The sequence below is a fragment of the Pseudoalteromonas sp. MMG024 genome (genome assembly GCF_021654175.1).
GTDB lineage: Bacteria > Pseudomonadota > Gammaproteobacteria > Enterobacterales > Alteromonadaceae > Pseudoalteromonas.
Map to the genome: position 1 here is coordinate 132367 of NZ_JAKFZO010000003.1, position 24315 is coordinate 156681.

The window sequence follows — 24315 nt, forward strand, 5'->3', positions numbered from 1 at the left end:
GCATGCCTACAGTTTAGTTTTAAGGATTTAAATGAATTTAAACCAAGTAACATTACCGGTAACGCAAATGAGTGATGCCGTTAGGTTTTACCAAACGCTCGGTTTTGAACTTATTGTCGACACACCGCATTATGCGCGTTTTGCCTGCCCAGAGGGCGATTCAACATTTTCGCTGTCACTTGAAGAAAATGCCGTTAATGGCTCCACGATTTATTTTGAACATGCACAGCTCGATAACTGGGTTGCCGAATTACAAGAAAAAGGCGTTATATTTTCGCAGCTACCAACTGATCAACGATACCTGTGGCGAGAAGCCGTGTTATTTGACCCTTCAGGCAATAAAATCAAGCTTTATTGGGCAGGAGAAAACCGTTTAAACCCGCCGTGGCGTGTTAAAAACTAATTTTTATACCGTTACAACGAACTAAGGATAACGATGCAATTAGCTAAACTTAATATCGCGCTTGCATAATACGCACTTGACGCCCCTGAAATTAGTGACTTTGTCAATAATTTAGACAAAGTTAACGCTCTTGCTGAACAAACCGAAGGTTTTGTATGGCGCCTTAAAGATGATTCTGGCGATGCAACCAGTATTCAAGCTTTTGAAAACCCTAATATGCTGGTCAATATGTCGGTTTGGCAAAATGTCGATAGCCTTAAAAACTTTTATGTTTAGAACCAACCATCGTGACTTTATGCGCAGGAAAAACGAGTGGTTTGAAAAGCTAAATGAAGATAATTACGTGCTTTGGTGGGTAGAAGATGGCCATATTCCATCACTAAGCGAAGCGATATCACGACTAAACCATCTTCGTGAGCACGGTGATACGCCTTATGCATTTAGCTTTAAAGCAAACTTTACACCACGCGATTTATGCGAAGAAGCCACCAGCTAATTGGTGTGCTCAGCGCAATTTAGCGAATATCCATTTTCTCTTTCATCCACGTTTTTACCGGCAGAATCCACTGTGGCAATGGGCGGTAAAACGCGCCATGCGATAAACCGGTATTTATCGCGATTTCTTTAAATGATTGTACCTGCCAACTTTTGTCTTTTAACTTTTTGCAGGTATTTGATTTATCGGTTTTTTCATACACTGATAAAACATGCCCATATACTTTTATATCGTCATGTTTGCGTGAGATTAAGCGACCGCAACCAGCTAGTAATACAGTATTTACGCCAAAATCAGCTAGATGGTTTGACATTAATCCCGTAATAAACGCGCCACGTGAAAAACCAATCAAGGTAATGTTGTTGGCGGGCACCCCATTTTTAATCATGTTTCGGATTGTCGCACTTTGCGCTTTTGCATATTCAAATGGATCGGTGTTCTTTTTACGATGAATCGCAACTAACGTGTAGCGATCATCAGCAAGCGCTTGCTTTACCTTTGGAAAATCATACAAACCCCAACCATTTTTGACTTCAACGGGCGTTGGGTTCTCTCCTTCAACAATATAACCATGGGAGTAGAAAACAAATTTATCGCTTGGTTCATATTGCTCAGGTAACTTTTCGACAATCTCAGCGGCATTTACAAAGCTTGAAAGAAGTGCACAAAGAACCAAAGAAAAGGCATTTAAACGAGGAAAAAGCTTCATATAGAGTTTATTTTTATTATATAAATTATGCGCTTAGTTTATTAATACAAAAGCTGTTTGTATATCGCCAATTTGTAAGAAAACGAAACAAGACAAAAAAGTAATACATACTTAAGTGTAAAAAGCGCGATTGTGAATCGCGCTTAACGAATTCAACTTAATAGCCAAAACGATTATTAACGTTTCGATTGTGCATTAAAGTAATCGGTGGTGCCGTGCGCTTCAATGGCTTCGGTTAAAGCACGCAACGCTACGTTATATACACTGTCGCGTAGTGTAATGTCTTTATCTTGATAGATTTGCCAAGCATTTTCAAACGCTTTTTCAAGCTTTTGATGCAGCTTTTCTTCTACTTTATCGAGTGACCATTGCTCGCCTTGTCTGTTTTGCAGCCATTCAAAATAACTTACGATAACACCACCAGCATTTGCCAAAATATCCGGCACCACTGTTACGTTATTTTGCTGCAAAACACTATCCGCCTCGCTTTCAACGGGGCCATTAGCAATTTCAACAATGTACTTAGCGCGCACATCATTGGCATTCTCACGGGTGATCACACTATCGAGCGCTGCAGGGATCAAAATATCAACATCTAAAGTAAGCAGTTCTTGATTGCTAATGTGTTTAAACTCTTGCACTTCGCACACCGCTTGTTCGCAGTACACAGCCGAGAGTTTTTTGCTGCGCTGCTTTTCTTGGAAAATACTATCGACATCCAGTCCTTGTTCTCGATAAATCCCCCCTTGCGAATCGCTTATAGCAACGATATTAAAGCCTGCTTGCTGCAGCAGTTTAGCGCAGTGGTAACCACCGTTACCAAAACCCTGTATTGCCACAGTAAGCTCTTGTGGGTTTAAGCCAAGCTTTTTCACCAACATTTGCGTACAAATAAACGCCCCACGACCTGTTGCACTTTCGCGCCCTAAACTACCGCCTAACGATATCGGTTTTCCGGTGATTACCGCGGGCGCTTTACTGCGCGTTATTTTTTCGTATTCGTCCATCATCCAACCCATAATACGTGCGTTGGTGTAAACATCGGGTGCTGGAATATCAGTATCGGGGCCAATAAAATCGGCCATCGCACACACATACGCTCGCGATAATCGTTCAAGTTCCATAGGCGATAGCGTTTTTGGGTTCACGGTAACCCCACCCTTACCGCCACCTAACGGTAACCCCACCACAGCACATTTTAGTGTCATCCAAAACGCGAGCGCTTCTACTTCGTCTTGATTCACCGCTTGATGAAAGCGAATACCGCCTTTGCACGGGCCTAAGATATCGTTATAACGGCAACGATAGCCTTTAAAATAAGCTAAACGGCCACTGTCTAAACGTACGGGTAAATTACACGCTAATGTGGCGTGTGGGTGACTCAGTGCTTCAATCACTTGCTTTGAGGTATTTGCTTGCTCGCCAATTCGTTGCAAGCGCTCTATTGCACTTACCAATACAGAATTACTCATACACTATCCTTAATTATGAACACTTCAATAAACAGTCATTATCTTAATTGTCTAAAATATAGAGCGTTTTGACCTATACAGTCTAGGCTACTTTAGGGTAACAGTAACAACGCATGTGGTTAAACGCATCACATCGTTGCCAATCGACTTTGGTTAATAAATTACGTTACACTGTTTTAGACGAGTGAGACCCTATTCGACACGCTGCGTATTTATGTAAGTGTTTGGTTTTATTAAAGACCTTATCCAATACACTGTTTTGTAACGTTACGATCAGTTTGCCTGCGTACACTGTGTATTAAACCAATTATAAAAATGAGAAACGGATGTTCGAGATAGACTTAGATTTCACCTTAATAATGTTTCACTTCAAGCAACTTGGTATTGCTTTTTTGCTGTCGTTACCGATTGCATTAAACCGTGAATCAAGAGAAAACGGCGCTGGTCTTCGAACATTTCCACTCGTAACCATTGCCTCGTGCGCTTTTATGCTGGTTGGTATTAATGTGTTTGAAGGTTCTGACGCCGAAGCAAGGGTAATGTATGGCATTATCACAGGTATGGGATTTATCGGTGGCGGTGCTATTTTCAGAGACAAAGACAGCGTTAAAGGCACAGCTACCGCAGCCGGACTTTGGAATACAGGTGCAATTGGTGTATCGGTAGCATACAGTCGCTATGAAATTAGTATTGTTCTATCGTTTATTGGGTTTTTAATCTTTCAATTCTCTGAAGTACTCAAGCCTAAACAAAATGCTAAATAACAATAGCGCGTTACTTGATTAATAAACTGATAATTTTAATTAGATCAGAATGGGATGAACCGCATTTTTGGTTATCAGGGTTATCCATTAACCCTTTTACAAACCCCGCCCCAAAAGATGCCATAAGCCCTTCTTTTGACGATAAGATCGATTTCACATTCGTTTTTGCAACTTGTGTGTTGTAGTCATCAAACGCCTTTACCGCGAGGTATTCGGCTTTTGCTTTTTCAAGTTGGTGCAGATCATCTTTAAGTAAAAACTCCATGTTAGTCTCCGTTTAAAAGTAAAGACGCACTCGCTTTAAACCCCACGCGATGCCATATACGCTTAAGCTGAATAAATAGCCATACCGCTAATGCACTGTTAGAAAGTAACAAGCTGCCAATTACCAAGGCTAAACTGGGATACATTTTATAGAAAGTTAGTCCAACCACTGCATTAAGCAAGAGCCAAATAACACTGACAATCACGACCAGTGTTAAACAAATCGCGAATGAGAGTAGCGCAGCGCTAAGGCTAACTTTAGCCTCAGCCACTACTAGATTTTTTGACGTAATGAGCTTGGCAATTTTACTTTCAAGCAATGCTGTTACGCTTTCGAATGTTTGCGTCAGCTTCGCCTCGTTTTCAGGCTTCTGATTTGGCTCGCTTTGATTGTTAAAACCGCCCTGCTCGGGACCCATGTTGTCCATCGTCTTAAACCTATATTATTTACGTTTAATAATTGCAGACACCAACATACCGAGTGAAAATGCAATACCCGCTGTTGCTACTGGGTTTTCTACCGCGTATTTTTTAACGGTTGACTTTTCCCACTTAACTTTCATTTCTTGCTGCTTTTGAGATAGGGTTTCAGAGCTTGAATGCGCAGTTTCACGCAATGTTTCTTCTGCTGTGCCAACTTTTTCAGTGATGGTATCGACTGAGTCATGCATAGAGCTATTCAATTTATCGGCAATCGGATGACCATTTGATGCGTTTTGCTTAGCTTTTGAATTCGATGCATTTTGATTAGATGTAGCCATTACAAGTTTCCTTCTTTTGTCGTGTAAAAATATCTTGCTTAGACTTGATGCAACAATAAAACCAACTTTAAAAACCAATACAATCAATGACTTAAATATTTACCGTGTTATTTTATGAGAGCTTATGTGAATCTTTTACATATCTACTGGTAAATTTTTCAAACCACTGTGCAAGGATTACGTTTCAAACGCGTAACCCCCCTCGGCAGCAAGTCCGTGTGCCTTTCTGCCTAAAACTTACTTCTTGTTGAGTTATAAGGCGTTAAAACAACGCTAAACGTCATAACAAGTTAATTGCTACGGATAAATGTACAGTGGCACAACAATTGATTAGTTAGAAGGTGTTACCCATCTTTAAAATATAAAAATGCGCAAAGTTTGGGCTATCAGCTAACTTATAGTGCAATGAATCTGTACTTAGTCATCACTAAAGCGCGCCACTTAAATAAGGAATTTCAATGATTGCGACACTTATTACGCTAACGGTTTTATTTATAGCAGCAACGTTAATTCCGACAGTGCGAAAGTCGCATTGGGTAATTAGGGTATTTGATTTTCCAAGGGTTCAGTTGTGTGCGCTTGGGATAAGTTTACTGATATGGCAAATATTCATATTGGGTGATAAGCCCAACATATTTTACGTACTACCTGTTTTAACACTCTGCGCGATAATTTGGCACTTATTGTGGATATTGCCTTACACGCGATGCTGGCCAACAGAGGTGAAAGCGGCCTCTAAACACAGTGCATTAGACGAGATAACAATTCTCAACACAAACGTATTGATGACAAACCGCAACGCAAAAGCACTTATTCAACTCATAAAAACACATAAGCCCGACATTATTGTTACGCTAGAATCCGATAGGTGGTGGGAGGATGCACTCAAGGGCATAACAAAACGCTACCCCTACCACGTCAACTGCCCACTAGATAATCTTTATGGTATGCATGTTTTCTCAGCATTACCCATAGGTGATGAACGCATCGAATATTTAGTTGAACAATACGTACCATCAATCCATGCGTTATTTACACTAAAAAACGGCGTTAAGCTACAAGCTCACTTTTTACATCCTGCACCGCCAAGCCCTTCGGAAAATACCTATTCATCTGAACGTGATGCTGAGCTAATTGTGGTGGCAAAAAAAATAGCAAAATCAAACCAACCAATTTTGGTTTCGGGCGATCTTAACGACGTAGCTTGGTCTTATACAACTCGGCTATTTAGAAAGATAAGTGGGTTACTTGATCCAAGAATTGGCCGAGGCATGTTTAATACATTCCACACCAAGTATTGGTTTGCCCGTTGGCCTTTAGATCATGTGTTTCATAGCGAGCACTTTACCTTACATAAAATCACCCGTTTGCCATCCATTGGCTCTGACCATTTTCCGTTACTAACAACCTTAGTATATGAAGCAACATCGCAAGACAGTCATGTTGATGCAGATAAAGAGGATCAAAAAGCCGCGGAGTGCCTAACGCAGCAAGAGGGCGTAAATATCCAAGATGTACCCAAACCTAATAAGCCGTAATTTAACTTATTGTTATTGCAGACTTTCAGTCTGTAAAATATTCATACACTGTGTTGTTGCTACAAAAGTAAATACGTAAAAGTTCCTGACAAAACCATAACTCCATGAATTTTAAATAAAAAATTATTGGAACACTGTTTGCTACCTTAGGTTGACTTTAAAGGTTTAACATTAACAAGGATTTACTATGAAAAGCACATCATTATTATCATTAATCTTATCGTCAATTTTAGTAGCACCAGCTCTTGCGAAAGAAGAATCTGATGTAGATCATCGCGGTGTTTATGTGGGTGGTGGTTATGGATTAATAAGTGCCAGCGGTGGCGATGATTTTGATGATGACGACGCTTACAATGTATTTATTGGCACTCAATTTAATCAAATGATCAGTTTAGAAGCGGGCTATTTGGATTTTGGTAAGCTTGGCAACGATACCTTTAACACCAAACTCGATGGTTATACGTTAGGACTTAAGCTTGGTTTACCTGTTACTGAACGTATAACGCTGTTTGTAAAAGGCGGTAATTATTGGTGGGATGCCGATTTAAGTGGCTTTGATAATACGCTATCACTTGATGGCAATGATCTATTTTACGGCGCTGGTGCATCATTTGCTATTTCAAAAAACTGGCAACTTAATCTAGATTACACCCGCTACGACTTTGAATTTGAAGATAATGAGATTGGCATTTTTTCAAATGTAGATAAATTTAATGGTGAAGTCGACTACGCAAGTCTTTCGGTGCAATACACCTTTTAACCAATAAAATCAGCGCTAACGGCCGCTGATGATTTTTAATATTTTCGCCCTTTTTACTGCTAATGCTGTAAAAAGGGCGTTTTATATTAGCTTGCTTCGCTTGATGACACTGGTTTGCGCGATTTAGTCACCGCTTTTTCAACACTTTTCCCGGTAACAGCCCAAATCATCAGGCCCGACCACGCAATAAGTGAAAAACCCGCTGGCACACATGCCGCTGCGATTAATTTTGAATGTTTGCGATTAAAGAAAAACGCCAGAACTGCCGGTAAAAACCATAAAACTAAGCTTGCTAATGCAACTGCTAAAATAAACACCGGGTCTGCGTTGGCAAAAAGATCTTCAAAAAAAGTAAATGTTTCCATAATCGTATTCTCAATAAAAGTAACTGGGGCCAGACTACTTGGCTATGAGAAATAACTTGGCAAAAAATGCTAAGCGGCAAAATGCGGTGATTAATGGTTAACACCCAATGTAGTACCTAGATACTACCCGTTAATTAACAAAGTGGTTTACTATTTAGCGCATAGGTTAAACACGTTACACGCAGCATTGATGCGAGATTTTTAACACTGCCATGGCGTTCAATTACTTCTTGATACAAGGTGGAAATAAACTCCGGCACTGTTACTTTTTCATCGGCTGCTATACGCTCGAGAATTTGCCAGATTTTATTTTCTAGCGAAATACTTGTCACCACCCCCTGAATGCGTATTGAACGCTTAGTGCTATCGTAAGATGTTTGCGGCTCTTGAGCATATAATTCACACATAAGGTATTCCTAACAATGGCAAAAATGATTCACAGTATGATCCGCGTAGTAGACGAATCAAAGTCACTTCAATTCTATCAAAACATACTTAACTTAACAGAAAAACGCCGGATTACTTTCGATAGCTTTTGCTTAATTTACTTAGGTAATGATGAGTCAGATTTTGAACTTGAACTGACTGTAAATTTTGACCAAAAAGCACAGTATGATTTGGGTAACGGATACGGCCACCTCGCAGTAAGCGCCGAAAATATAGAAGCACTACATCAAAAAGCAGTCTCTCTTGGTTATCAACCAAAAGACGTTAAAGAGTTTTATAACGGTGATTCACTCGTTGCGAAATTCTTTTTCATCAACGATCCAAACGGTTACGCGATTGAAGTAATTGAGCGTTCAGATACGTTTAACTAAATCACAATGCGGATACAGAGTAAAACAAATGCTTACGCTGTGTTCGCGTCTTCTAATACGCAAAATCGCCATTTTGCGTATTAACTCACATTTCACTTTTGCCAGCGTACTTAATTCTACATGCAACAATATTTATCGCTTTAATAAAACGCTAACCAGTTAATACATTTAATTATAAAACAAGTACTTAGTCTAGAACGGGAACGTTTAAGGTAATAGTTCCTATAGTGCAAAATTAACAATAATTATTATCATTAACTATTCCAATTTTATTGCCGCTTGCTTAGAATGCCCGCAACCTTTAAAGAAAATAACGTTTACTTAAAGCAAAATTAAACGGCTAACTTAAAAATACAGCTTGTCCGCCACATTTTGCCTCACTGAAGCGTTTAAAGCACATTTGGTCCGTCAATCAAATATGTAAAGCAGCGAGTTACACAAGCTTAGCTCGCCGCTACCGTTATAATGAGCAATAAAATATGAGTATAAGAAAAGCCTTTTTTTGGCTTCACCTAATTATTGGTTGCATCGCTGCCCTATTTATTTTTTTAATGTCGGCCACCGGTGCGCTACTTACCTATGAACGCCAGATTATTCATAGCGCAGAGCAACACGATTATCCCCAAGCACCTTCTGCTAACACACAAAAACTGACGCTTGAACAAATCAAGGCTATTGCCAATACCTTAGAGCATAAAAAGCCGTTAAGTATTGCGATTAGAAACGAACAAAACGCCTTTATTCAAATTAAAGAAGGCCGCAAAACCCTTGCCTATTTAAACCCATACAACGGTGAAAAAATTAACGAACCAGGGCTTGCCACCAAAACATTCATGCGTAAATTACGCGCTTTTCATCGCTGGCTAACCCTTGATGGTAAGTTTAGTGAGACAGGTCGCTGGGTTAATGGCATCGCTAATATTATTTTCTTTGTGTTAGTGCTTTCGGGCCTTTATTTGTGGTTACCAAAACGCTTTAACAAACGTGCGTTTAAACAAAAGCTTACTTTTGCTAAGTCTTACCCAAACACCAATGCGCGCGATTACCAATGGCATAATGTGTATGGCATTTATTTAGCGCCGGTACTTGCGGTACTCATTGCAACTGCGTTCTTTTTCTCTTTTAAATGGCCGGGAAACACCCTAAAAGAAATGGTATCTAACGGTGCGAAAGTCGAGCAGCTAAAAGTGTCGCCATTAAATAACGGCACACCAAAATCGCTTAATTTGCTATTTGAAAATGCAATTAACCACACACCAGAATGGCAACGCGCACAGTTTACACTTGCTACTAAACCTATGGATAAAATAGCGTTTAGCCTTGATACCGGTACAGGGGGCGAGCCACAAAAACGCTTAACGGTAACAATCGATACCCAGTCTGGCAAGGTATTGCAAACTCTCACATTTGACGACCTATCAAGCTACCGCAAAGCAAGTAGTTACATTCGCTTTTTACACACAGGCGAAGCGTACGGCATTATCGGCCAAACCATCGCAGGCCTCGCCTCATTATTAGCCTGTTTGCTCGTTTATACAGGCATTATGCTATCGTGGCGCCGCTGGCAAAACTATCGCGCACGCAAAGCAAAACTAGCGCTAGAAACAGCTTAATATCATCAAACTATAAAAGGCTAACCAGAGGGTTAGCCTTTTTTTATGTGCCAGCTCCACGTCTTTTTCAAACCAATTTTACATTACCCACATCAAAAACTATTGGTAACCTACGGAAATTATTAAATAAAACAGTTATTAGCCTGAAGATTTATGGATGTGGATAACTTCCTTAAATCGAAATGCGCACTAATAAGCTGTTAGTATCAAATGGAGTGTTTTGATGAATCGCGATTTTGAATTAATAAGAAGCTTGCTATTTCTATTTGAAAATAAGCCAGATTCAGCAATGTTAGAATATCCAGAAATAGCCGGTTTTGATAAAGCTCAAATCGCATATCACTGCAGATTACTTAATGATGCAGGTTTTCTAAGGTGCGAACCTATTACATCGGGAACAAGTGCTCGAGTAGTCCGAGTATTACCATTTGAATTAACATGGGACGGTCATGAGTTTTTGGATAAAGTAAGAGCAGATACAACGTGGAATAAAATTAAGAGTTCCTCGAGAGAAAAAGGTGTCGCTCTGTCATTACTGCATTAGCAAAAAAATTAATTACCGATGCACTTGCTACCTGACAAGTTCCTAAACCAAAGGATCGCAAAAACAGTAAACTGCACTCCTTCGTCGTTTTTTTTACCAATAATTTTCACCTCTAAACGAGGCGTTACATTTCTTTGGGTAATGTTGTGATACATCTAATTGAAGAAAAGATTGATTCAATAAATACAGAATATCAATCCCAGCGAATACTATGTACAAAATTTAGCTCTGATTTTTCTGGTTTTTCCCAGAGGGATTCTTAGAAAAATCATATTTTGTTCTTGTAGATAAAATTCCAAAACCTGATTTTCCAGAATTACGTGAAGTTGGACTTGGCACCTTCATTGACATGGAAGTCAGTGGAATAACGTACAAGAATACTTATTATCTTGACAAAAACTACGCGAATGACCTTCGGCTACATTTTCACGAGCTTGTTCATGTGGCTCAGTGAAACTTGATTGGTGCAAGAAATTTTATAACTCGGTACATCGAAGAAATCCTAAGCTATGGATATAATGATGCTCCGCTCGAAAATATGGCTTACAACTTAGATAACTATTACCATCAAGGTGGCAAACCTATCGATATTCTGGGCTATGTACAGTCAAAAATGTAACAAACGTATTAAAAACGACGCCAAAAACTCCGGTAGCTTTGCGTTTCCGATTCGCTCCAACATACCACAAAGCCACTTCCGTGTTCGGCACGTTTAATGCGAGCATTTCAATAGTTGGTATCAAAAAATGTCTGAAGAAGCAGCGAAAATCGCAAAAAAATTGCTGGAAAGTGATGAAAACTACTTAGATAACATAATTGCACTGTGCCGTATTGGCAACGAAAAATATGGGCAATGTTGGGACACTGAGTATCATGTATTCAGTCTTATTGAATCAGAAACAGACCATTTACCTTTAAAGCATGTTCGTCCTAATTGCTCTGTTGATTTTCTTATAAAAGCAGACAAGGAGCTGGCTGAAACAATACAGTATTATCGGACCGATGTTACTAATGCCTGTGATAATATAATCAGTAGTAAAAACGTATAACAAGCCCTTTAACCCCATGAAAAAAACACATACAGGAGAATCTAATGCCACATTGTGTAATTGAGCATTCAGATAACATTAATGGAAAAATACTAATTGAAGCTGTTCATAGCGGCGCTTTAGCGTCTGAATTGTTTGAACCGACGGGCAGCGATATTAAAGTCAGAGCAACTTCATTTTCAGAGTACAAAACTGGTGTTGTTGACCTTAAGTTTGTGCATGTAACACTTAAAATACTCTCAGGGCGCACAGTCGAACAAAAAACGATGCTATCAAATACCGTATTAGATAAATTAAGCGGTCTTTCACTGACAAACAGCTCAATCTCTGTAGAAGTGCAAGATATTGACCGTGCTAGCTATGCAAAAGTAATTGTGTAAGGCTTGCGAATTTTACAAGCGAAACTGTTAGCGTTTAGCCAATAAAACACGGCCGTCTCAGTTTCGCAACGTTAATACATCTCTCCGCGTATCAGTTTTTCTAGTCATTTTCTAAATATCCAACCCCCTCCCGCTTACTAAAGTGTAACTAATCAGTACAACTAAAATATAACTAAACATTAATATTAACAATGGGTTAAATGGCGAGTTACAACTATTGCCTAGGCTTAAGTTGATGGAAAAATATCAATCAACGAGGAGTCTTACGTGGCCAAACAAAACGCTCATACGCAAAACGCAGAAGTAGACATGAACCCAATGCTTGATATTGTGTTTATTCTGCTTATCTTTTTTATTGTTACCACCAGCTTTAATCGGCCAACTGCGCTTGATTTAAACCGTATGAAAGAAAACAAACAAACGCTTACGCAAACAGTTACGCCGCAATTTCACATCACCGAAGATAATCGTGTAATGCTAAATAATAAGCAAATTGACCCACATTCAATCGCCATTAATTTAGCTCGACTCGATGCCAATGGCGACATTACCGCTATTTCAGTAACTGCCGATAAAGAAAGCACGCATAAAACCTTAGTGCATTTGTTAAATGAAATTAAAGGCTATACCTCAGCACCAGTATCACTGGGCAGCGCACTATAAAATTAAAAGGCTAACCGTATTGTTAGCCTTGTTTCACACAGCAAATATTACCCAAACTGTTAATTTAACCGAAAAGTGCTGTAAAGCGTTTTTGTTTGTTAATTGTTGATAAAAGTGTCGATAAATTAGTTTGATGCTTCTCAAACACAAAATTCCCCATACTAATACGATTTACTCCTAGCTTCGCTAGCGTATCAAAATCAGCTAGATCTGGCATACACATCACATTTAACGGTAATGATACACACTCGCCTACTTTTGAAATCTCGTTAAGGTCAGTAATGCATGGTACAAACAGCCCCGTTGCGCCAACTGCCTGATAGAGCTGCCCACGTTTAATGGTTTCTTGTAGTGTATCGTCGCACTCTAAAATATAGGTATCAGTGCGCACATTTATAAACACATCACAGTTATGTTGCTTTAATACCTGTTGAATGTGTGAAAGAAAACGGGCGAACTCATCTGCACTTTTGAGCACTCGGGTACCGTTATTCACCTTGCTGTCTTCAATATTTATACCTACGACACCTAGGTTTGCAAGTCGCATAATATTGGCTGCAACCGCTTCTGGATCATCGCTATAACCAGATTCCAAATCGACCGTCAGTGGTAAATCGGTATTTACTAAAATACGTTCAACAACCATTAGTAACGTTTCAAACGGCATGCTTTCACCATCTTCATAGCCAAATTGAGCGGCAACCGCAGCACTTGATGTACCAATAGCATTAAAGCCAGCGTGTTTTGCTGCGAGCGCGCTAGGTACATCCCACACGTTAGCTATTAATACTGCTGTTTCACCAAAATGCAGTTGATTGAAGTGTGTATAAGTCATTATGTTTTCCTAACTAAATAAATGTTAGGCGTAGTGTGCGTAATAGAGTGTTACTAAACCAACGATATAAATCGACTTGTATTATAAGATAAACTTATAATACTGAAAAACGATAGCCTAAAGCCATGTTTAAAAGTCTACCTAACCTAAAGTTATTACGTACGTTTGAAGCAGCTGCACGCCACCAAAGTTATGGATTAGCGGCACAAGAGTTATGTATTTCACAAGCCGCAGTTAGCCAACAAATGCGAATATTAGAGCAAGCTATAGGTATTACATTGTTTAACAGACAAAACAAAAACATGGTACTGACAAAGCACGGTAAGCACTTCTACACGGCCACATTTAACGCTCTCAATACAGTGCAAACGGCACTTAATACACTTCGAGAAAACGATCTGTTTGGTAGTTTAACCATTACTTCCACTGTGGCATTTACTAACTTATGGCTAATGCCTAGGCTTAGTAAATTTGCAAATTTATATCCCAATATTCAAATAAACGTGGTGCCATCACCTAATTTCGAAGACTTAGCTAACAGCGATATTGATTTAGCGATTCGATTTGGGCAAACAGTAGAGCAGCATACGCCTAAAAATTATCAATGCGAACAGTTTGGTGAGGATAAGGTGTTACCAGTGTGTGCTATGTCGCTTCAGCAACAACAGAGGTTTAGCGAAGCAAGCGACCTATTGAGCACTTGGCTTGTAAGTTTAGATAACCCCAACCCTTATGATTGGGCAAGCTGGTTTGAATCAGAGAATAACCGAGACTATCAAACTCATAATAAATGGACCTATGTGCCAAGTACCGATATGGCAATCAACGCTGTGCTAAACGGTCATGGATTTACCTTAGCAGCAGAGTACTTATGCAAAGAACTAATTGCACAGAACAAATTATGTGTGCCGATTAATATTGCGCACCCAAATACAGTAAAGCGCTATTTTGTTTACCCTACAGCGCTTAAAAGTAATCAACGACTTGCTGCGTTTACAGCTTGGCTAAAAAGTGAAATGAGTTCAACGGGTAACAACAACCCACCTGGTACGTGAAATCCAATCTGTTCGCCGTTAACTCGCTAACCACTTTTTAAACTCGCTGGTGCGTGTTTTACTGGTGATCAGTGCCTCGTTAATGTGACTTACGTTTACCGCCAGCGTTTCTTTACCGTAGTTTTCAAATGACGTAACAAAGTGAATATTTACAATATCGCTACGATTCAGTCGAAAAAAGTGATCGGGGTTAAGCTCGGCTTCAAGCTCGGTCATCGAATTGCCCGATAACAGATGGTGATTGCCCGCACTATCGTACGCCGAAAGTACGCCTGACGCTGCGCGAATGCACACCACATCTTCTACATTTAAAATGCTCACGGCATTGGCGTGTTTTAGTAAAAAACGGGATTTATAGCGTTTTTCACTTTGATTTTGAATTAGCTTCTTGGTTTGACTAAGGTTCGCTTTTAACGATTCATAATTTGTCATCGCATTTGTAAAGCGCTTATAGGTAAAGGGTTTTAATAAGTATGCGATGCCTTGGTTATCAAAAGCCTCGGTCCAAAATGCATTATACGAGGTCGTAAAAATAACCGGACAAGGTAAATCGATTTCCGCAAAGGCGTTAAATACTTGGCCGTCGAGCAATTCAATATCAGAAAAAATGAGGTCAACTTCGGGTTCAGTTTGAAAAAACGCGATTACATCGGCGACCTTGTCGCATATTTTTAGCACAGTGGCATTAGCATCAAAACGCGTGACGTAATTAACCAGTTTTTCCGCCGCTAACGGCTCATCTTCAATAATGACAATATTCATGCTACTTAAACTCCAAGAGGCAATGTGAGTGAAAAATGACCGTCGCTTTCATCTACTAAAATTGATTGGTTAAAAATGGCTTGGCACTGGGCATTTAAATGCGTCAAACCGATTTTGCTCGAGTGTGCTTTAAATTCTTTTAAGCGAAGCGGGTTTGTAATTACGATGCAATCGCTTTGAATATCTATCGTGATCTCAAGCGGGTTATCGCTACTTGCTGCGTTATGTTTTACCACATTTTCAATGGTAAGTTGCAGCGCACACGGGATAATTTCTGATGTGTTTGTCCCCTCGCCTTGTGTCACATTGAGCGTGTAAGCACCATTAAAGCGCGTATTGATAAGTGCCATATAATGGTTAGCAAACGCCAATTCATGGCTAAGTGGCACTAAATTTTTTGACTTATGTTCAAGAATATAACGATAAATATCGCTGAACTGGGCTAAATATTCTTCTGCCTCATCGGGATCTTTCACAATTAAGGCCGACAATACATTTAAGTTATTAAATAAAAAATGCGGGTCGATATGCTGTTGCAGAGTTTTTACTTGGCTATCGAGCAAGGCTTTGTCTTTTTTCGCCAAAATTAATTGCTGCCTTTGCAGTCTTGTTACCAACTCAAAAGCCAGCGAATAAGCCCCTACTAACGCATGTAACAAGGCGTTCATACCAAGTGTTGCAACAATGTGCATGCTATCGACTTGCTGAATGCCAATGGCAGTTTCAAGCGCTATAACAAGCGAAGTCACTAAGGTACTAAACATTAAATTACTGACAAAAAACACTTTAGCAATGTGCGCCGTTATTGAGCTGTTACCATGTTTTACAACGCGATAAACCTTAAGGGTTAGCCACTGGGCAATTACGCACTGTAAAAATATCCAAAACGGCGCATCTAAATGAATATTAAGGCTTTGCCTATTCGGGGTTGTTAATAGTGCTGCGTAAAGCACTATTAACAATGAAAATACAAATAGAACCAGATAATTAATTGCCTTTGGCACGTGCTAATTCCTATTATTATTGTTCGGCGGTTTCTGGAAGGCGCATAATAACCTTTCCATTGGCATCTAAAAACTCTAGTTTGGCTTCACCGTCTTTCGTTACGACCATTTGAATACGTTTTTTACCATCTGCATCATTTAATTGCAGGCGAGAATCTCCATTTAGCGTGCCGTAAAATGCGCGACGTGCACCGAGTAATTTATTCTCAACCATGTAGTTTTCAATTTCATTCATGGTTTTTGTATCGCCTGCTTTTTGCGCTTCCATAAAGCGGTTGGTCATGTCAAAGTCCATCGCGCTGTCTGGTCTATCCATCACTGTTAAGCCGGTGATCATGTAATCATCCATTTCGATGTGTTGCATCATTAAAGTTTGATCTTGGTTGTAACGATCAAATGACATGTGCAAACCGTGATTTACTTTGTCGTTTACCTTTTCGCCGCGAAACACAAAGCCACCGTTTTCTGTACCTTCATCGTTATAGAAGATCATACCTGGGCGCGGTGAATTGTGTTTAAACACTTCTTTACCTTGCTTAATGGCACCTGGCGATTTATCTGAGTTAGCAAGTACCATGCGGTTATAACCATTTTTCTCTACAATGTTTAAGCGCTCGACACTAATTTCTTCAAATTCAGCTACCGTTGGCTTAGCAAGGCCAACATAGCCCGCCAGTGACACTAGGCCAATGCTAAGTGCTGCGTTAATTCGTTTTTGTACAGTCAGTTGTTTTTCTACGTTGTTGTTATTCATGTTGTTATCTCGCTGTTAGTCGTTATGAGCTGATAGGGTCTAGACTAACCACAAAAACTTCGCGTTTTAATGCAAAAACAACAAGTGGGGGAAAAATAAGAATTAACAGGGGGAAAAATCAAATAAATGATTTTCCCCTCGTAAAAGCCGAAAGTTGGCTGCGTTATAAGCGGAAATCAGCAGTTTAAAAGTGCTAATTAATATAAATAATCAAGAATTCACAGTTTAGAATATGCTTTTTTGACAATTGTTTTGTGGGTTTATACACATCAGCGGGGCGCGGGCCTAAATGCGTTTGTTTTTCTTCCTTTGCCAACTTAAATGTTTGGCTTATTTCTTTAAAATCGACTGTAAGATGATTATTCTCAAATAACCATTGGCCGCTAAGTGTATCGATTTTATCGCTGCCATCGCCTAATAGTTCGTATTCTAAAATCGCTTGTCCGTCTTTGTTAAGCGCGAGTGTGCCGTCGGCAACATCGCAATACTGTGTGCGTAAATAAGGCGGTAAATCTACTTGTTCTTTACTGCCTGGTTTTCGCAGATAAAGCCCTAAATGTGCTTTGGAATAATAATGATTGCCTTCGCTAAAGCGAAATTCGCGCGATGTTTTATGGCCGTTCGCCAAAAGCCAATTATCAAGCAGCGCTATCACCTCTGGCTGATTGTAGGTTGGGTTTAAGGCAAGCGATGCATCAGGAAAAATCGCAGGCAGTGGAATATCGCTCAACACCACATCAATTTTTTGCTTTATGAGTTGCTCGCTCAAGCTACTTTTTAAGGCAGCAACTTCATTTTTAGAGTAGCCCTTTGTCACTAAATGCAACTGTGTATTAGCACACGCAGTTAAAAATAAACACAATAAGAGTGTTAAATATTTCATATACATCCTTTTAATTACAAATGTAATCTTAACCACAATAATTACACATGTAATCTTTTGCTTCAAACAATTATTTCCACTCTTGTGATTCAACGCAAAAAAGTAGTCATTTTTGATTTAAAGCAACCCATGCTTAAGGTAGGCTATTACTTTACGTTTAGTTGTTGTGACCGCCCTTATGCTCAAGTATGTTTGTTTAGCACTGGTTCTTTTTGCATGTGATTTGTTTTCATGTGACATTACCGTGCGAGTTGAGCAATATTCTGCACAATCACAGAAAGTTACTGGCCGCTGGCAAGGGCTCGATGTTGAACTCGCCGAGCTATTATTAAATGAAGCACACTGCGAGTTCGATTTTGTCGATTTACCTTGGGCACGCTCGCTTAAGTTGCTCGAAAATGGTGAAATTGATTTGATGATGTCGGTTACTAAAACCGACGAACGCGAGCAGTTTGCCTACTTTGTTGGTCCGCAACGTTTTGAAACCTTAGTATTTGTTAGCCCACCCATGAGTCAAGAAATCACCCAAGTAACACAGCTTTTTTCGCTAAATAATCCCGTTGCTATTCAAACAGGGTCGTTCTACGGTGAAGCCTTTATGAACTCCTTGGCACAGTCTGAACGGAATAAAGATAAAATTGTTTGGGTGACAAATAATCAAACCAAAGCCATTTTATTAAAATCACAGCGTATTTCAGGTTACCTTGAGGCCAAACTCAATATCATGTTTGAACAACAACAAGGCACGGCAATGCCAAACTTGAAAATTCATCCGCTTATTGTAAACAAGGCTGCGGTTTATTTTGCATTCAGCAAACAGAGCGTTTCACCTACGCTTGTTAGCAAACTAAAAAAAGCGTTTTTGGTGCTACAAAAAAGCGGAAAAATTGACGCTATTTTGGCTAAATACGGTGCTAAGTAATCACAAAACCCATACTATAAGTCAGCTTTTATTTACGAGATGTGATTTTACATAGGCATTTGGGGCGACACCAAAATAATGTTTAAATGCGGTGTTAAATGCCGACACCGATTCAAAGCCAAGTTGATGTGCAATATCTTGCTGACGATACCCTGCTTCTAATAACTCTACCGCTTTAAATGCTTTAAGCTTTTGTTTCCACTGTGAAAAGCCCATATTCATTTGCTTATTGAACAAACGACTCAGGGTACGGCTTGATGCACCCACCTTTTCACCCCACTGTTCAATGGTGAGTTTATTCCCAGGGTTGGCTAAAAGCTCACTAATAATTGGCATTAAACGTACATCTTCACTTAGTGGCATCACAAAGTTAGTTTCTTTGGCAAGTTCAATACGGTCAATAAACACATCGATAAAACGCTGAGTTTTATCATCTAATTGATAGTCATCTTGCCACGTGCAGATCTCTAAAATAAGCGCACGGAGTACATTGTCTACTTCAATTGATTTGGCAGATGTGCCTAAGCGCTCGGTATACTTTTCATCAATATAGACACTGCGAAATTTACCGCCGTAGCGACAAAAACTCTCATGCTCAAGCCCTGGTGGTAACCAAAGCGCCTGTTGCGGCGGAATAATAAATTTACCTTCGGGAGTAAAAAGCGTGAGTACACCATTACTGGTATAAGCAAGCTGCCCCCAAGTATGTTTATGAGTTTTTACATGCTCCCACGGCGGCATATTGGTGGCTCTTGGCAACACTGGCCTAACAAGGGTTTTCTTTTTAAAGCGAGAAGGAGTTGAGCGCCATTGGTTCATTAATGAGTATTATAATCTTGTCTGATTTTATAAATAGAATGTCATATATTCGATAACATGACAAAGCGTTACTGCTTTACACTTTTAACGTTCTTATTCAAAACCGACAGGAGCGTCACTTTGCTTAACGCTATCAAATCTTATAAAGCCAGTCCCTTTAGCTTTTTAGCTATTGCCGGTGCAGTAATGGCATTTACCTTTTCAACGTGGAATGCGCTGTTAAATAACTTTGCGATTGAAGCCGCTAATTTTAACGGCGCCAACATAGGCATGTTACAGTCACTTCGAGAAATACCGGGGTTTCTTGCCTTTACTGCGGTGTTTGTATTACTGGTATTAAAAGAGCAAACCTTTGCACTTATTTCTCTCGCGCTATTAGTAATCGGTGTAGCACTTACGGGGCTATTTCCAACAGTTTATGGTTTGTACGCAACCACAGTACTTATGTCGATTGGTTTTCACTACTATGAGACGATTAATCAATCACTGAGTTTGCAGTGGTTTAGTAAAGACGAAGCGCCTGAAAAGCTCGGTAAGTTGCTGTCTATCAAATCAATTGCATCACTGTGCGCATTTGCCATGATTTGGTTCTTATTTACCTTTATGGCAACCTCATATCAATTTGTTTATTTGTTGGTTGGCGGCATTGGCTTACTTGCTACTCTTTGGCTTTGGTTATCTCACCCAGAGTTTCAACAACACACTTCACAGCATAAAAAACTGATTTTAAGAAAAGAGTATACCCTCTTCTACTTACTTACATTTTTCTCAGGTGCAAGGCGCCAAATCTTTATGGTGTTTGCTGGGTTTTTAATGGTAGAAAAGTTTGGTTATGGCGTTGCTGAAATTTCAGCGCTTTATATGCTAAATCACTTACTAAATATTTTTATTGCACCAAAAATTGGCAAAATGATCGGTAAGATTGGCGAACAGCGCGCCTTATCAATCGAATATATTGGCCTAATTTTTGTGTTTATTGGCTATGCTATTGTCGAAAGTGCAACCGGCGCTGCCGTGTTATATGTGATTGACCATATCTTTTTTGCGATGGCAATTGCTATAAAAACCTACTTCCAGAAAATCGCTCGCCCTGAAGACATTGCGGCAACGGCTGGGGTAAGTTTCACCATCAACCATATTGCTGCAGTCATTATTCCTGCCAGCTTTGGTTTAGTGTGGCTTTACGATAATTCATTAGTATTTTATTTTGGTGCTGTGCTTGCGTTTTGTTCACTTGTATTGAGTCAGTTTATTAACCCACATTTGGCACGAAAAGAAGCAACTTTTGTGTAACTTTTTCTGTAATCGATACGTGTTAAGCATTTAAATATTTTAGATACTTAACACGCATACTATGTTTTAAAGCAAGAATTTATTCGGGACAGGTTTAATGGCTACATTCAAGCTGTTTACACAAACGATAGTTTTGAATGTGCCCAATAATTACAAAAAGCGAGCCAATCAAGGTTAACCCTTTTTCAAATAGCTCACCAAAATCATGGCCAAATAATATTGCAGCAATTAAGAGTAATAGCCCACTTAAGCCCCAGCCTAATACACGCCATGCTTTATGTCGTCTGCAGCCCATAAACAACGCACTGCAACTGGTTAATAACACTGACACAACCAGCATTTGATGAAACGCTTCGTCAGCAAGCATTTGTAAACCAATTGAAGGGATAAGCACAATACCAATTGGCAATAACAAGCAGTGCATAATACACAATGAAGAAATACTAATGGCTAATTTATCTAGACGTTGTTGCACAAACGGACTCTCACAATAAATAATGCAACAATATAACATCTCTAAGTTTATTATCAATATAGATTATGAGTTCAGCCTAAAAATCGCAACAATACACTTACACAAAGCAACAGATTCTCACAAAGCCTCACTAACACTTACAGAAAACAGCCCCTGCGCATTTTATAGTCTATTTACTGTTACTTTTTATCAAGGAATATAGAATGAAACACACGCTCTCTTTAATTACATTTACACTATTACTTGCTGGTTGCGGCGGCTCATCAAAAAAAGACGATGATGTTGCAATAACCCCGCCCTCAGCATTAATGCAACAAGCAGAACAAGACCGCATCAATAATAATGCGGGTGCTATTTCAGTTGCTATTTACCATAAAGGCGAAGTTGTTTTTGCTGATGCCGTTGGCAATAAGCAGCCAAATAGTAATGAAAAAGCGGATAAAAATACCCTTTTTCAAATCGGTTCTACCACCAAAGTACTTACCAGTATTGCCACACTTCAACTTGTTGAACAAAATCGTTTAGCGCTAGACGACAAACTTGTTGATCACTTGCCCAATATAAACTTCCCTATTGAACACACCGATTTTTGGCAAGCAATTGAACTTGAATGGTTAATGACTCACAAAGGTGCGTTTGAAGATGACTATGAAGGTATTAGTGAAGATTCAGATTTAATTTCGTTTATGCGAGATGAATACACCATTGATAACGGCGTACTTAACCAACCAGGTCTTTTCTACAACTATTCTAACCCTAACTATTCTTACTTAGGCGCCGTTATCGCGTTAGAAAGTGGGCTTGATTATGCAAGCTATGTTGAGCAAGAAGTGCTTACCCCCCTCGCTATGACACGTTCAACATTTTCAAATGAAAAAGTAAAAGCCGATGGTAATTTTGCGCTTAGTATTAATGACGCTAATGATCAAATTAAAAAGCATACCAGTATTGATGAATTACTTAGCTCAGAAGTCGTATTGCCTGCAGGGGGCAATACCTGGTCAACGCCAACAGAAATGCTTAATTTGGCAAAGCTCTTACTTAAAGGTAACGAAGATGTGCTAACACAGGCATCCTCGCAAACACTTAGCGGCAAACACGTATTAATACCCAACCCGCTGCCTGTTCATTATGGCTATGGCATGTTTGTCAGCGATGGTTTTATGTATGACAACAAATGGTATCCAATTAGGCATTTTGAACACGGTGGCAATGCGAATGCCTACACCAGCTTGTTTTATGTATTCCCAGATCATGATTTAGCCATTTCAGTGCTCAGCAGCGGTGAATCAGATAACTTATCAGGCACATTGATTGCAGCGCTTAAACATGTAAATGTGCTGCCAGAACCAGAGCCATTTGAATTACCAGCGGTTAACACTGAGTTATTTGATAAATTCGCTGGTGAATACACCATTTATGGTTTGGATTTAACCATTACAAACATATCGGGCAAGCTACAGGTTTCGATGCCAGCGCTTGACGCACAAGGGGTAAGTTATAGCGAAACACTCACGCCTGTCTCTGCTAATATGTTTGTTTTAACACTGAATGAGCAACAATTAGCTTTTAATTTTGTCTCAACTGATGAAGGGCAAAGCTATGACTACTTTGTGAGTCGGCAAGCCGTTGCAACACGTAAATCTGTTAGCGCCAGTGTGGGGCTAAATTCACATAATGCGTTGCAGCTAAGCAAACTGCTTAATAACAACTAATATGCATTAAGCATCAGCCGAGACACTCTCGACTGATGCTTACAAAGCTAAAACTTAAGAGCTACGCTCAATTAGGCTAACAGGTACTTGTTTTAAGTTTTCCGGCTCATCGCCTTTTAAGATTTCACACACCGCTTTGGCTATATCGTCCGCGTCAATTTTAACTGTACTTAGCGGCACACTCATTAGTTTAGAGTCGTCTAAATCATCAAAACCAATAACGCCAATATCCATACCTGGTTTAATATTTTGTTCGGCTAAATATTCCATCACGCCATAAGCCACAATATCGTTAAAGCACATAACCGATTCGATTGAAGGCACTTTTTCTAAGCACATCGACATCGCCAATCGTCCGCCTTGGCGGTTAGTCGCACTATTAAATACCCAAGAGCTTACATCTGAGTGTTCATTTATGGCGTTGTTAAAACCTAATAATCGCTGGTGATAATCCGAAATCGCATCATCCCCACCAATAAACGCAATGTGCTTATGGCCACGTTTTATTAGTGCTTTGGTGGCGGTGTAAACCCCCTTTTCATTATCAGGAATTACGCAAGGTATAGTGCTGCCGCTTACTTGACGCATAATGCTCACCACTTGGGTTTGCATCGTTTGCAGCTCTTCAAGCCACATCGCTTCAGTATTTGGTGCAGGACAAATTATAAAGGCTTTAACGCGATATTCTTTTAATTTGCCAACAATTTGCGTTTGCGTTTCAACATCTTCACTGGTGTTAACCAGTGTTGCCATTAGCCCCAACTGACGCACATGTTTTTCAAGTGCCACCGCCAATTTCGCCGAATAGGGGTTGGTTAAATCGTTAATAACAATGGCCACTAAGTCAGATGATTTACTGCGCATGGCAGCAGCGTCTCGGTTATACACATAACCGGTTTCTTCAATCGCCTTTAGCACTTTCTCTTTTGCTTTTGCACTTGCTTTTTCACTGCCGCGTAAAACTAACGATACAGTTGATTTAGATACCCCAGCAACGCGGGCAACATCATGAACTGTAACGGATTTTTCATCCTGTTGAGGTGACGCTTTTAGTGATTTATTTAATGAAGAGGTGTGATTTACCACTCAGCTTACCAGCTATAAATTTGGTTATTATGGCTTGTATTCTAACAAACTGATCAGTATATTCAAACAAAAATTGGAACGTTCCATTTTTGTTTTATTTCGGCATGAGGCAC

Annotated in this window: 29 protein-coding genes and 1 pseudogene; 15 read left to right on the forward strand and 15 right to left on the reverse strand. The window is 39.6% G+C overall.

The genetic code is table 11. The features are described from left to right. Positions 1–31: 31 nt before the first annotated feature. Both L1068_RS03925 and L1068_RS03930 read left to right on the forward strand, forming a co-directional pair. A complete protein-coding gene (locus tag L1068_RS03925; RefSeq protein WP_237129178.1) occupies positions 32–403 on the forward strand; it encodes a VOC family protein in 372 nt (123 codons plus the stop codon). Positions 404–493: 90 nt separating this feature from the next. Next, a pseudogene (locus L1068_RS03930) lies at positions 494–899 on the forward strand (DUF3291 domain-containing protein). 19 nt (positions 900–918) lie between these two features. Here the strand turns inward: L1068_RS03930 and L1068_RS03935 are convergent. Together L1068_RS03935 and L1068_RS03940 are read right to left on the reverse strand one after the other, a co-directional pair. Continuing rightward, positions 919–1608 (reverse strand): alpha/beta hydrolase, encoded by a 690-nt coding sequence (locus tag L1068_RS03935; protein ID WP_237129179.1) that lies wholly within the window; start codon positions 1606–1608, stop codon positions 919–921. A gap of 176 nt (positions 1609–1784) precedes the next feature. Beyond that, entirely contained in the window at positions 1785–3080 is a 1296-nt protein-coding gene (locus L1068_RS03940) for a Glu/Leu/Phe/Val dehydrogenase (protein ID WP_237129180.1), read from the reverse strand. Positions 3081–3406: 326 nt separating this feature from the next. Here L1068_RS03940 and L1068_RS03945 point away from each other — a divergent pair, with 326 nt between their 5' ends. Continuing rightward, entirely contained in the window at positions 3407–3844 is a 438-nt protein-coding gene (locus L1068_RS03945) for an MgtC/SapB family protein (protein WP_010559434.1), read from the forward strand. A gap of 10 nt (positions 3845–3854) precedes the next feature. Here L1068_RS03945 and L1068_RS03950 read toward each other — a convergent pair whose 3' ends face one another. Genes L1068_RS03950 through L1068_RS03960 form a run of 3 tightly spaced genes read right to left on the reverse strand, consistent with a single transcriptional unit; the run spans position 3855 to position 4869 of the window. Beyond that, positions 3855–4109: a hypothetical protein gene (locus L1068_RS03950; RefSeq protein WP_237129181.1), complete on the reverse strand. Its 255-nt coding sequence runs from the start codon at positions 4107–4109 to the stop codon at positions 3855–3857. Position 4110: 1 nt separating this feature from the next. Next, positions 4111–4536 (reverse strand): hypothetical protein, encoded by a 426-nt coding sequence (locus L1068_RS03955; protein WP_237129182.1) that lies wholly within the window; start codon positions 4534–4536, stop codon positions 4111–4113. Between the two features lie 15 nt (positions 4537–4551). Next, entirely contained in the window at positions 4552–4869 is a 318-nt protein-coding gene (locus tag L1068_RS03960; protein ID WP_237129183.1) for a DUF883 domain-containing protein, read from the reverse strand. Between the two features lie 458 nt (positions 4870–5327). Here L1068_RS03960 and L1068_RS03965 point away from each other — a divergent pair, with 458 nt between their 5' ends. Together L1068_RS03965 and L1068_RS03970 are read left to right on the forward strand one after the other, a co-directional pair. Further along, positions 5328–6407 (forward strand): endonuclease/exonuclease/phosphatase family protein, encoded by a 1080-nt coding sequence (locus L1068_RS03965; protein ID WP_237129184.1) that lies wholly within the window; start codon positions 5328–5330, stop codon positions 6405–6407. Positions 6408–6594: 187 nt separating this feature from the next. After that, the gene (locus tag L1068_RS03970; protein ID WP_237129185.1) at positions 6595–7167 is read left to right on the forward strand and encodes an outer membrane beta-barrel protein; all 573 of its coding nucleotides are present in this window, start codon (positions 6595–6597) and stop codon (positions 7165–7167) included. 86 nt (positions 7168–7253) lie between these two features. Here the strand turns inward: L1068_RS03970 and L1068_RS03975 are convergent, their stop codons facing one another. Then, a complete protein-coding gene (locus tag L1068_RS03975) occupies positions 7254–7532 on the reverse strand; it encodes a superinfection immunity protein (RefSeq protein WP_237129186.1) in 279 nt (92 codons plus the stop codon). A gap of 134 nt (positions 7533–7666) precedes the next feature. Next, positions 7667–7939, reverse strand: a complete 273-nt coding sequence (locus L1068_RS03980; protein ID WP_237129188.1) for a ribbon-helix-helix domain-containing protein — start codon at positions 7937–7939, stop codon at positions 7667–7669. A 15-nt stretch (positions 7940–7954) separates the two neighbouring features. Here L1068_RS03980 and L1068_RS03985 point away from each other — a divergent pair, with 15 nt between their 5' ends. The 6 genes from L1068_RS03985 (at position 7955) to L1068_RS04015 (ending at position 12599) form a co-directional block, all read left to right on the forward strand. After that, a complete protein-coding gene (locus tag L1068_RS03985) occupies positions 7955–8350 on the forward strand; it encodes a VOC family protein (protein ID WP_237129189.1) in 396 nt (131 codons plus the stop codon). Between the two features lie 479 nt (positions 8351–8829). Then, positions 8830–9963, forward strand: a complete 1134-nt coding sequence (locus tag L1068_RS03990; RefSeq protein WP_237129190.1) for a PepSY-associated TM helix domain-containing protein — start codon at positions 8830–8832, stop codon at positions 9961–9963. Positions 9964–10186: 223 nt separating this feature from the next. Continuing rightward, a complete protein-coding gene (locus L1068_RS03995) occupies positions 10187–10507 on the forward strand; it encodes a DUF2513 domain-containing protein (protein ID WP_237129191.1) in 321 nt (106 codons plus the stop codon). 746 nt (positions 10508–11253) lie between these two features. Next, positions 11254–11556: a hypothetical protein gene (locus L1068_RS04005; RefSeq protein WP_237129192.1), complete on the forward strand. Its 303-nt coding sequence runs from the start codon at positions 11254–11256 to the stop codon at positions 11554–11556. Positions 11557–11600: 44 nt separating this feature from the next. Beyond that, positions 11601–11936: a 5-carboxymethyl-2-hydroxymuconate Delta-isomerase gene (locus L1068_RS04010; RefSeq protein WP_237129193.1), complete on the forward strand. Its 336-nt coding sequence runs from the start codon at positions 11601–11603 to the stop codon at positions 11934–11936. Positions 11937–12203: 267 nt separating this feature from the next. Further along, positions 12204–12599, forward strand: coding sequence for a biopolymer transporter ExbD (locus tag L1068_RS04015; protein ID WP_237129194.1), 396 nt, complete (start codon positions 12204–12206; stop codon positions 12597–12599). A 64-nt stretch (positions 12600–12663) separates the two neighbouring features. Here the strand turns inward: L1068_RS04015 and L1068_RS04020 are convergent, their stop codons facing one another. Beyond that, the gene (locus L1068_RS04020; protein ID WP_237129195.1) at positions 12664–13434 is read right to left on the reverse strand and encodes an isocitrate lyase/phosphoenolpyruvate mutase family protein; all 771 of its coding nucleotides are present in this window, start codon (positions 13432–13434) and stop codon (positions 12664–12666) included. Positions 13435–13559: 125 nt separating this feature from the next. Between L1068_RS04020 and L1068_RS04025 the strand changes: the two genes are divergently transcribed. After that, the gene (locus L1068_RS04025; RefSeq protein WP_237129196.1) at positions 13560–14489 is read left to right on the forward strand and encodes a LysR substrate-binding domain-containing protein; all 930 of its coding nucleotides are present in this window, start codon (positions 13560–13562) and stop codon (positions 14487–14489) included. Positions 14490–14507: 18 nt separating this feature from the next. On the opposite strand, the gene L1068_RS04030 is transcribed toward L1068_RS04025, so the two are convergent. From L1068_RS04030 to L1068_RS04045, 4 genes are all read right to left on the reverse strand, one after another. Then, positions 14508–15251, reverse strand: coding sequence for a LytTR family DNA-binding domain-containing protein (locus tag L1068_RS04030; protein ID WP_237129198.1), 744 nt, complete (start codon positions 15249–15251; stop codon positions 14508–14510). 5 nt (positions 15252–15256) lie between these two features. Next, entirely contained in the window at positions 15257–16255 is a 999-nt protein-coding gene (locus L1068_RS04035) for a histidine kinase (RefSeq protein ID WP_237129200.1), read from the reverse strand. A gap of 16 nt (positions 16256–16271) precedes the next feature. Beyond that, positions 16272–17009, reverse strand: a complete 738-nt coding sequence (locus L1068_RS04040) for a hypothetical protein (protein ID WP_010559453.1) — start codon at positions 17007–17009, stop codon at positions 16272–16274. Between the two features lie 193 nt (positions 17010–17202). Next, positions 17203–17892, reverse strand: coding sequence for a hypothetical protein (locus L1068_RS04045; protein ID WP_237129202.1), 690 nt, complete (start codon positions 17890–17892; stop codon positions 17203–17205). 178 nt (positions 17893–18070) lie between these two features. Between L1068_RS04045 and L1068_RS04050 the strand changes: the two genes are divergently transcribed. Beyond that, positions 18071–18814, forward strand: coding sequence for a transporter substrate-binding domain-containing protein (locus L1068_RS04050; protein ID WP_237129204.1), 744 nt, complete (start codon positions 18071–18073; stop codon positions 18812–18814). Between the two features lie 21 nt (positions 18815–18835). Here L1068_RS04050 and L1068_RS04055 read toward each other — a convergent pair whose 3' ends face one another. After that, the gene (locus L1068_RS04055; RefSeq protein ID WP_237129206.1) at positions 18836–19633 is read right to left on the reverse strand and encodes a helix-turn-helix transcriptional regulator; all 798 of its coding nucleotides are present in this window, start codon (positions 19631–19633) and stop codon (positions 18836–18838) included. Between the two features lie 120 nt (positions 19634–19753). Here L1068_RS04055 and L1068_RS04060 point away from each other — a divergent pair, with 120 nt between their 5' ends. Continuing rightward, complete coding sequence (locus L1068_RS04060) at positions 19754–20926, forward strand: MFS transporter (protein WP_237129208.1); 1173 nt, start codon at positions 19754–19756, stop codon at positions 20924–20926. 94 nt (positions 20927–21020) lie between these two features. On the opposite strand, the gene L1068_RS04065 is transcribed toward L1068_RS04060, so the two are convergent. Then, positions 21021–21401, reverse strand: a complete 381-nt coding sequence (locus L1068_RS04065) for a MerC family mercury resistance protein (RefSeq protein ID WP_237129209.1) — start codon at positions 21399–21401, stop codon at positions 21021–21023. Positions 21402–21604: 203 nt separating this feature from the next. Between L1068_RS04065 and L1068_RS04070 the strand changes: the two genes are divergently transcribed. Then, positions 21605–23116: a serine hydrolase domain-containing protein gene (locus L1068_RS04070; protein ID WP_237129212.1), complete on the forward strand. Its 1512-nt coding sequence runs from the start codon at positions 21605–21607 to the stop codon at positions 23114–23116. A gap of 54 nt (positions 23117–23170) precedes the next feature. Here the strand turns inward: L1068_RS04070 and L1068_RS04075 are convergent, their stop codons facing one another. Next, positions 23171–24202 (reverse strand): substrate-binding domain-containing protein, encoded by a 1032-nt coding sequence (locus L1068_RS04075; protein ID WP_237129213.1) that lies wholly within the window; start codon positions 24200–24202, stop codon positions 23171–23173. Between the last annotated feature and the right edge of the window lie 113 nt (positions 24203–24315).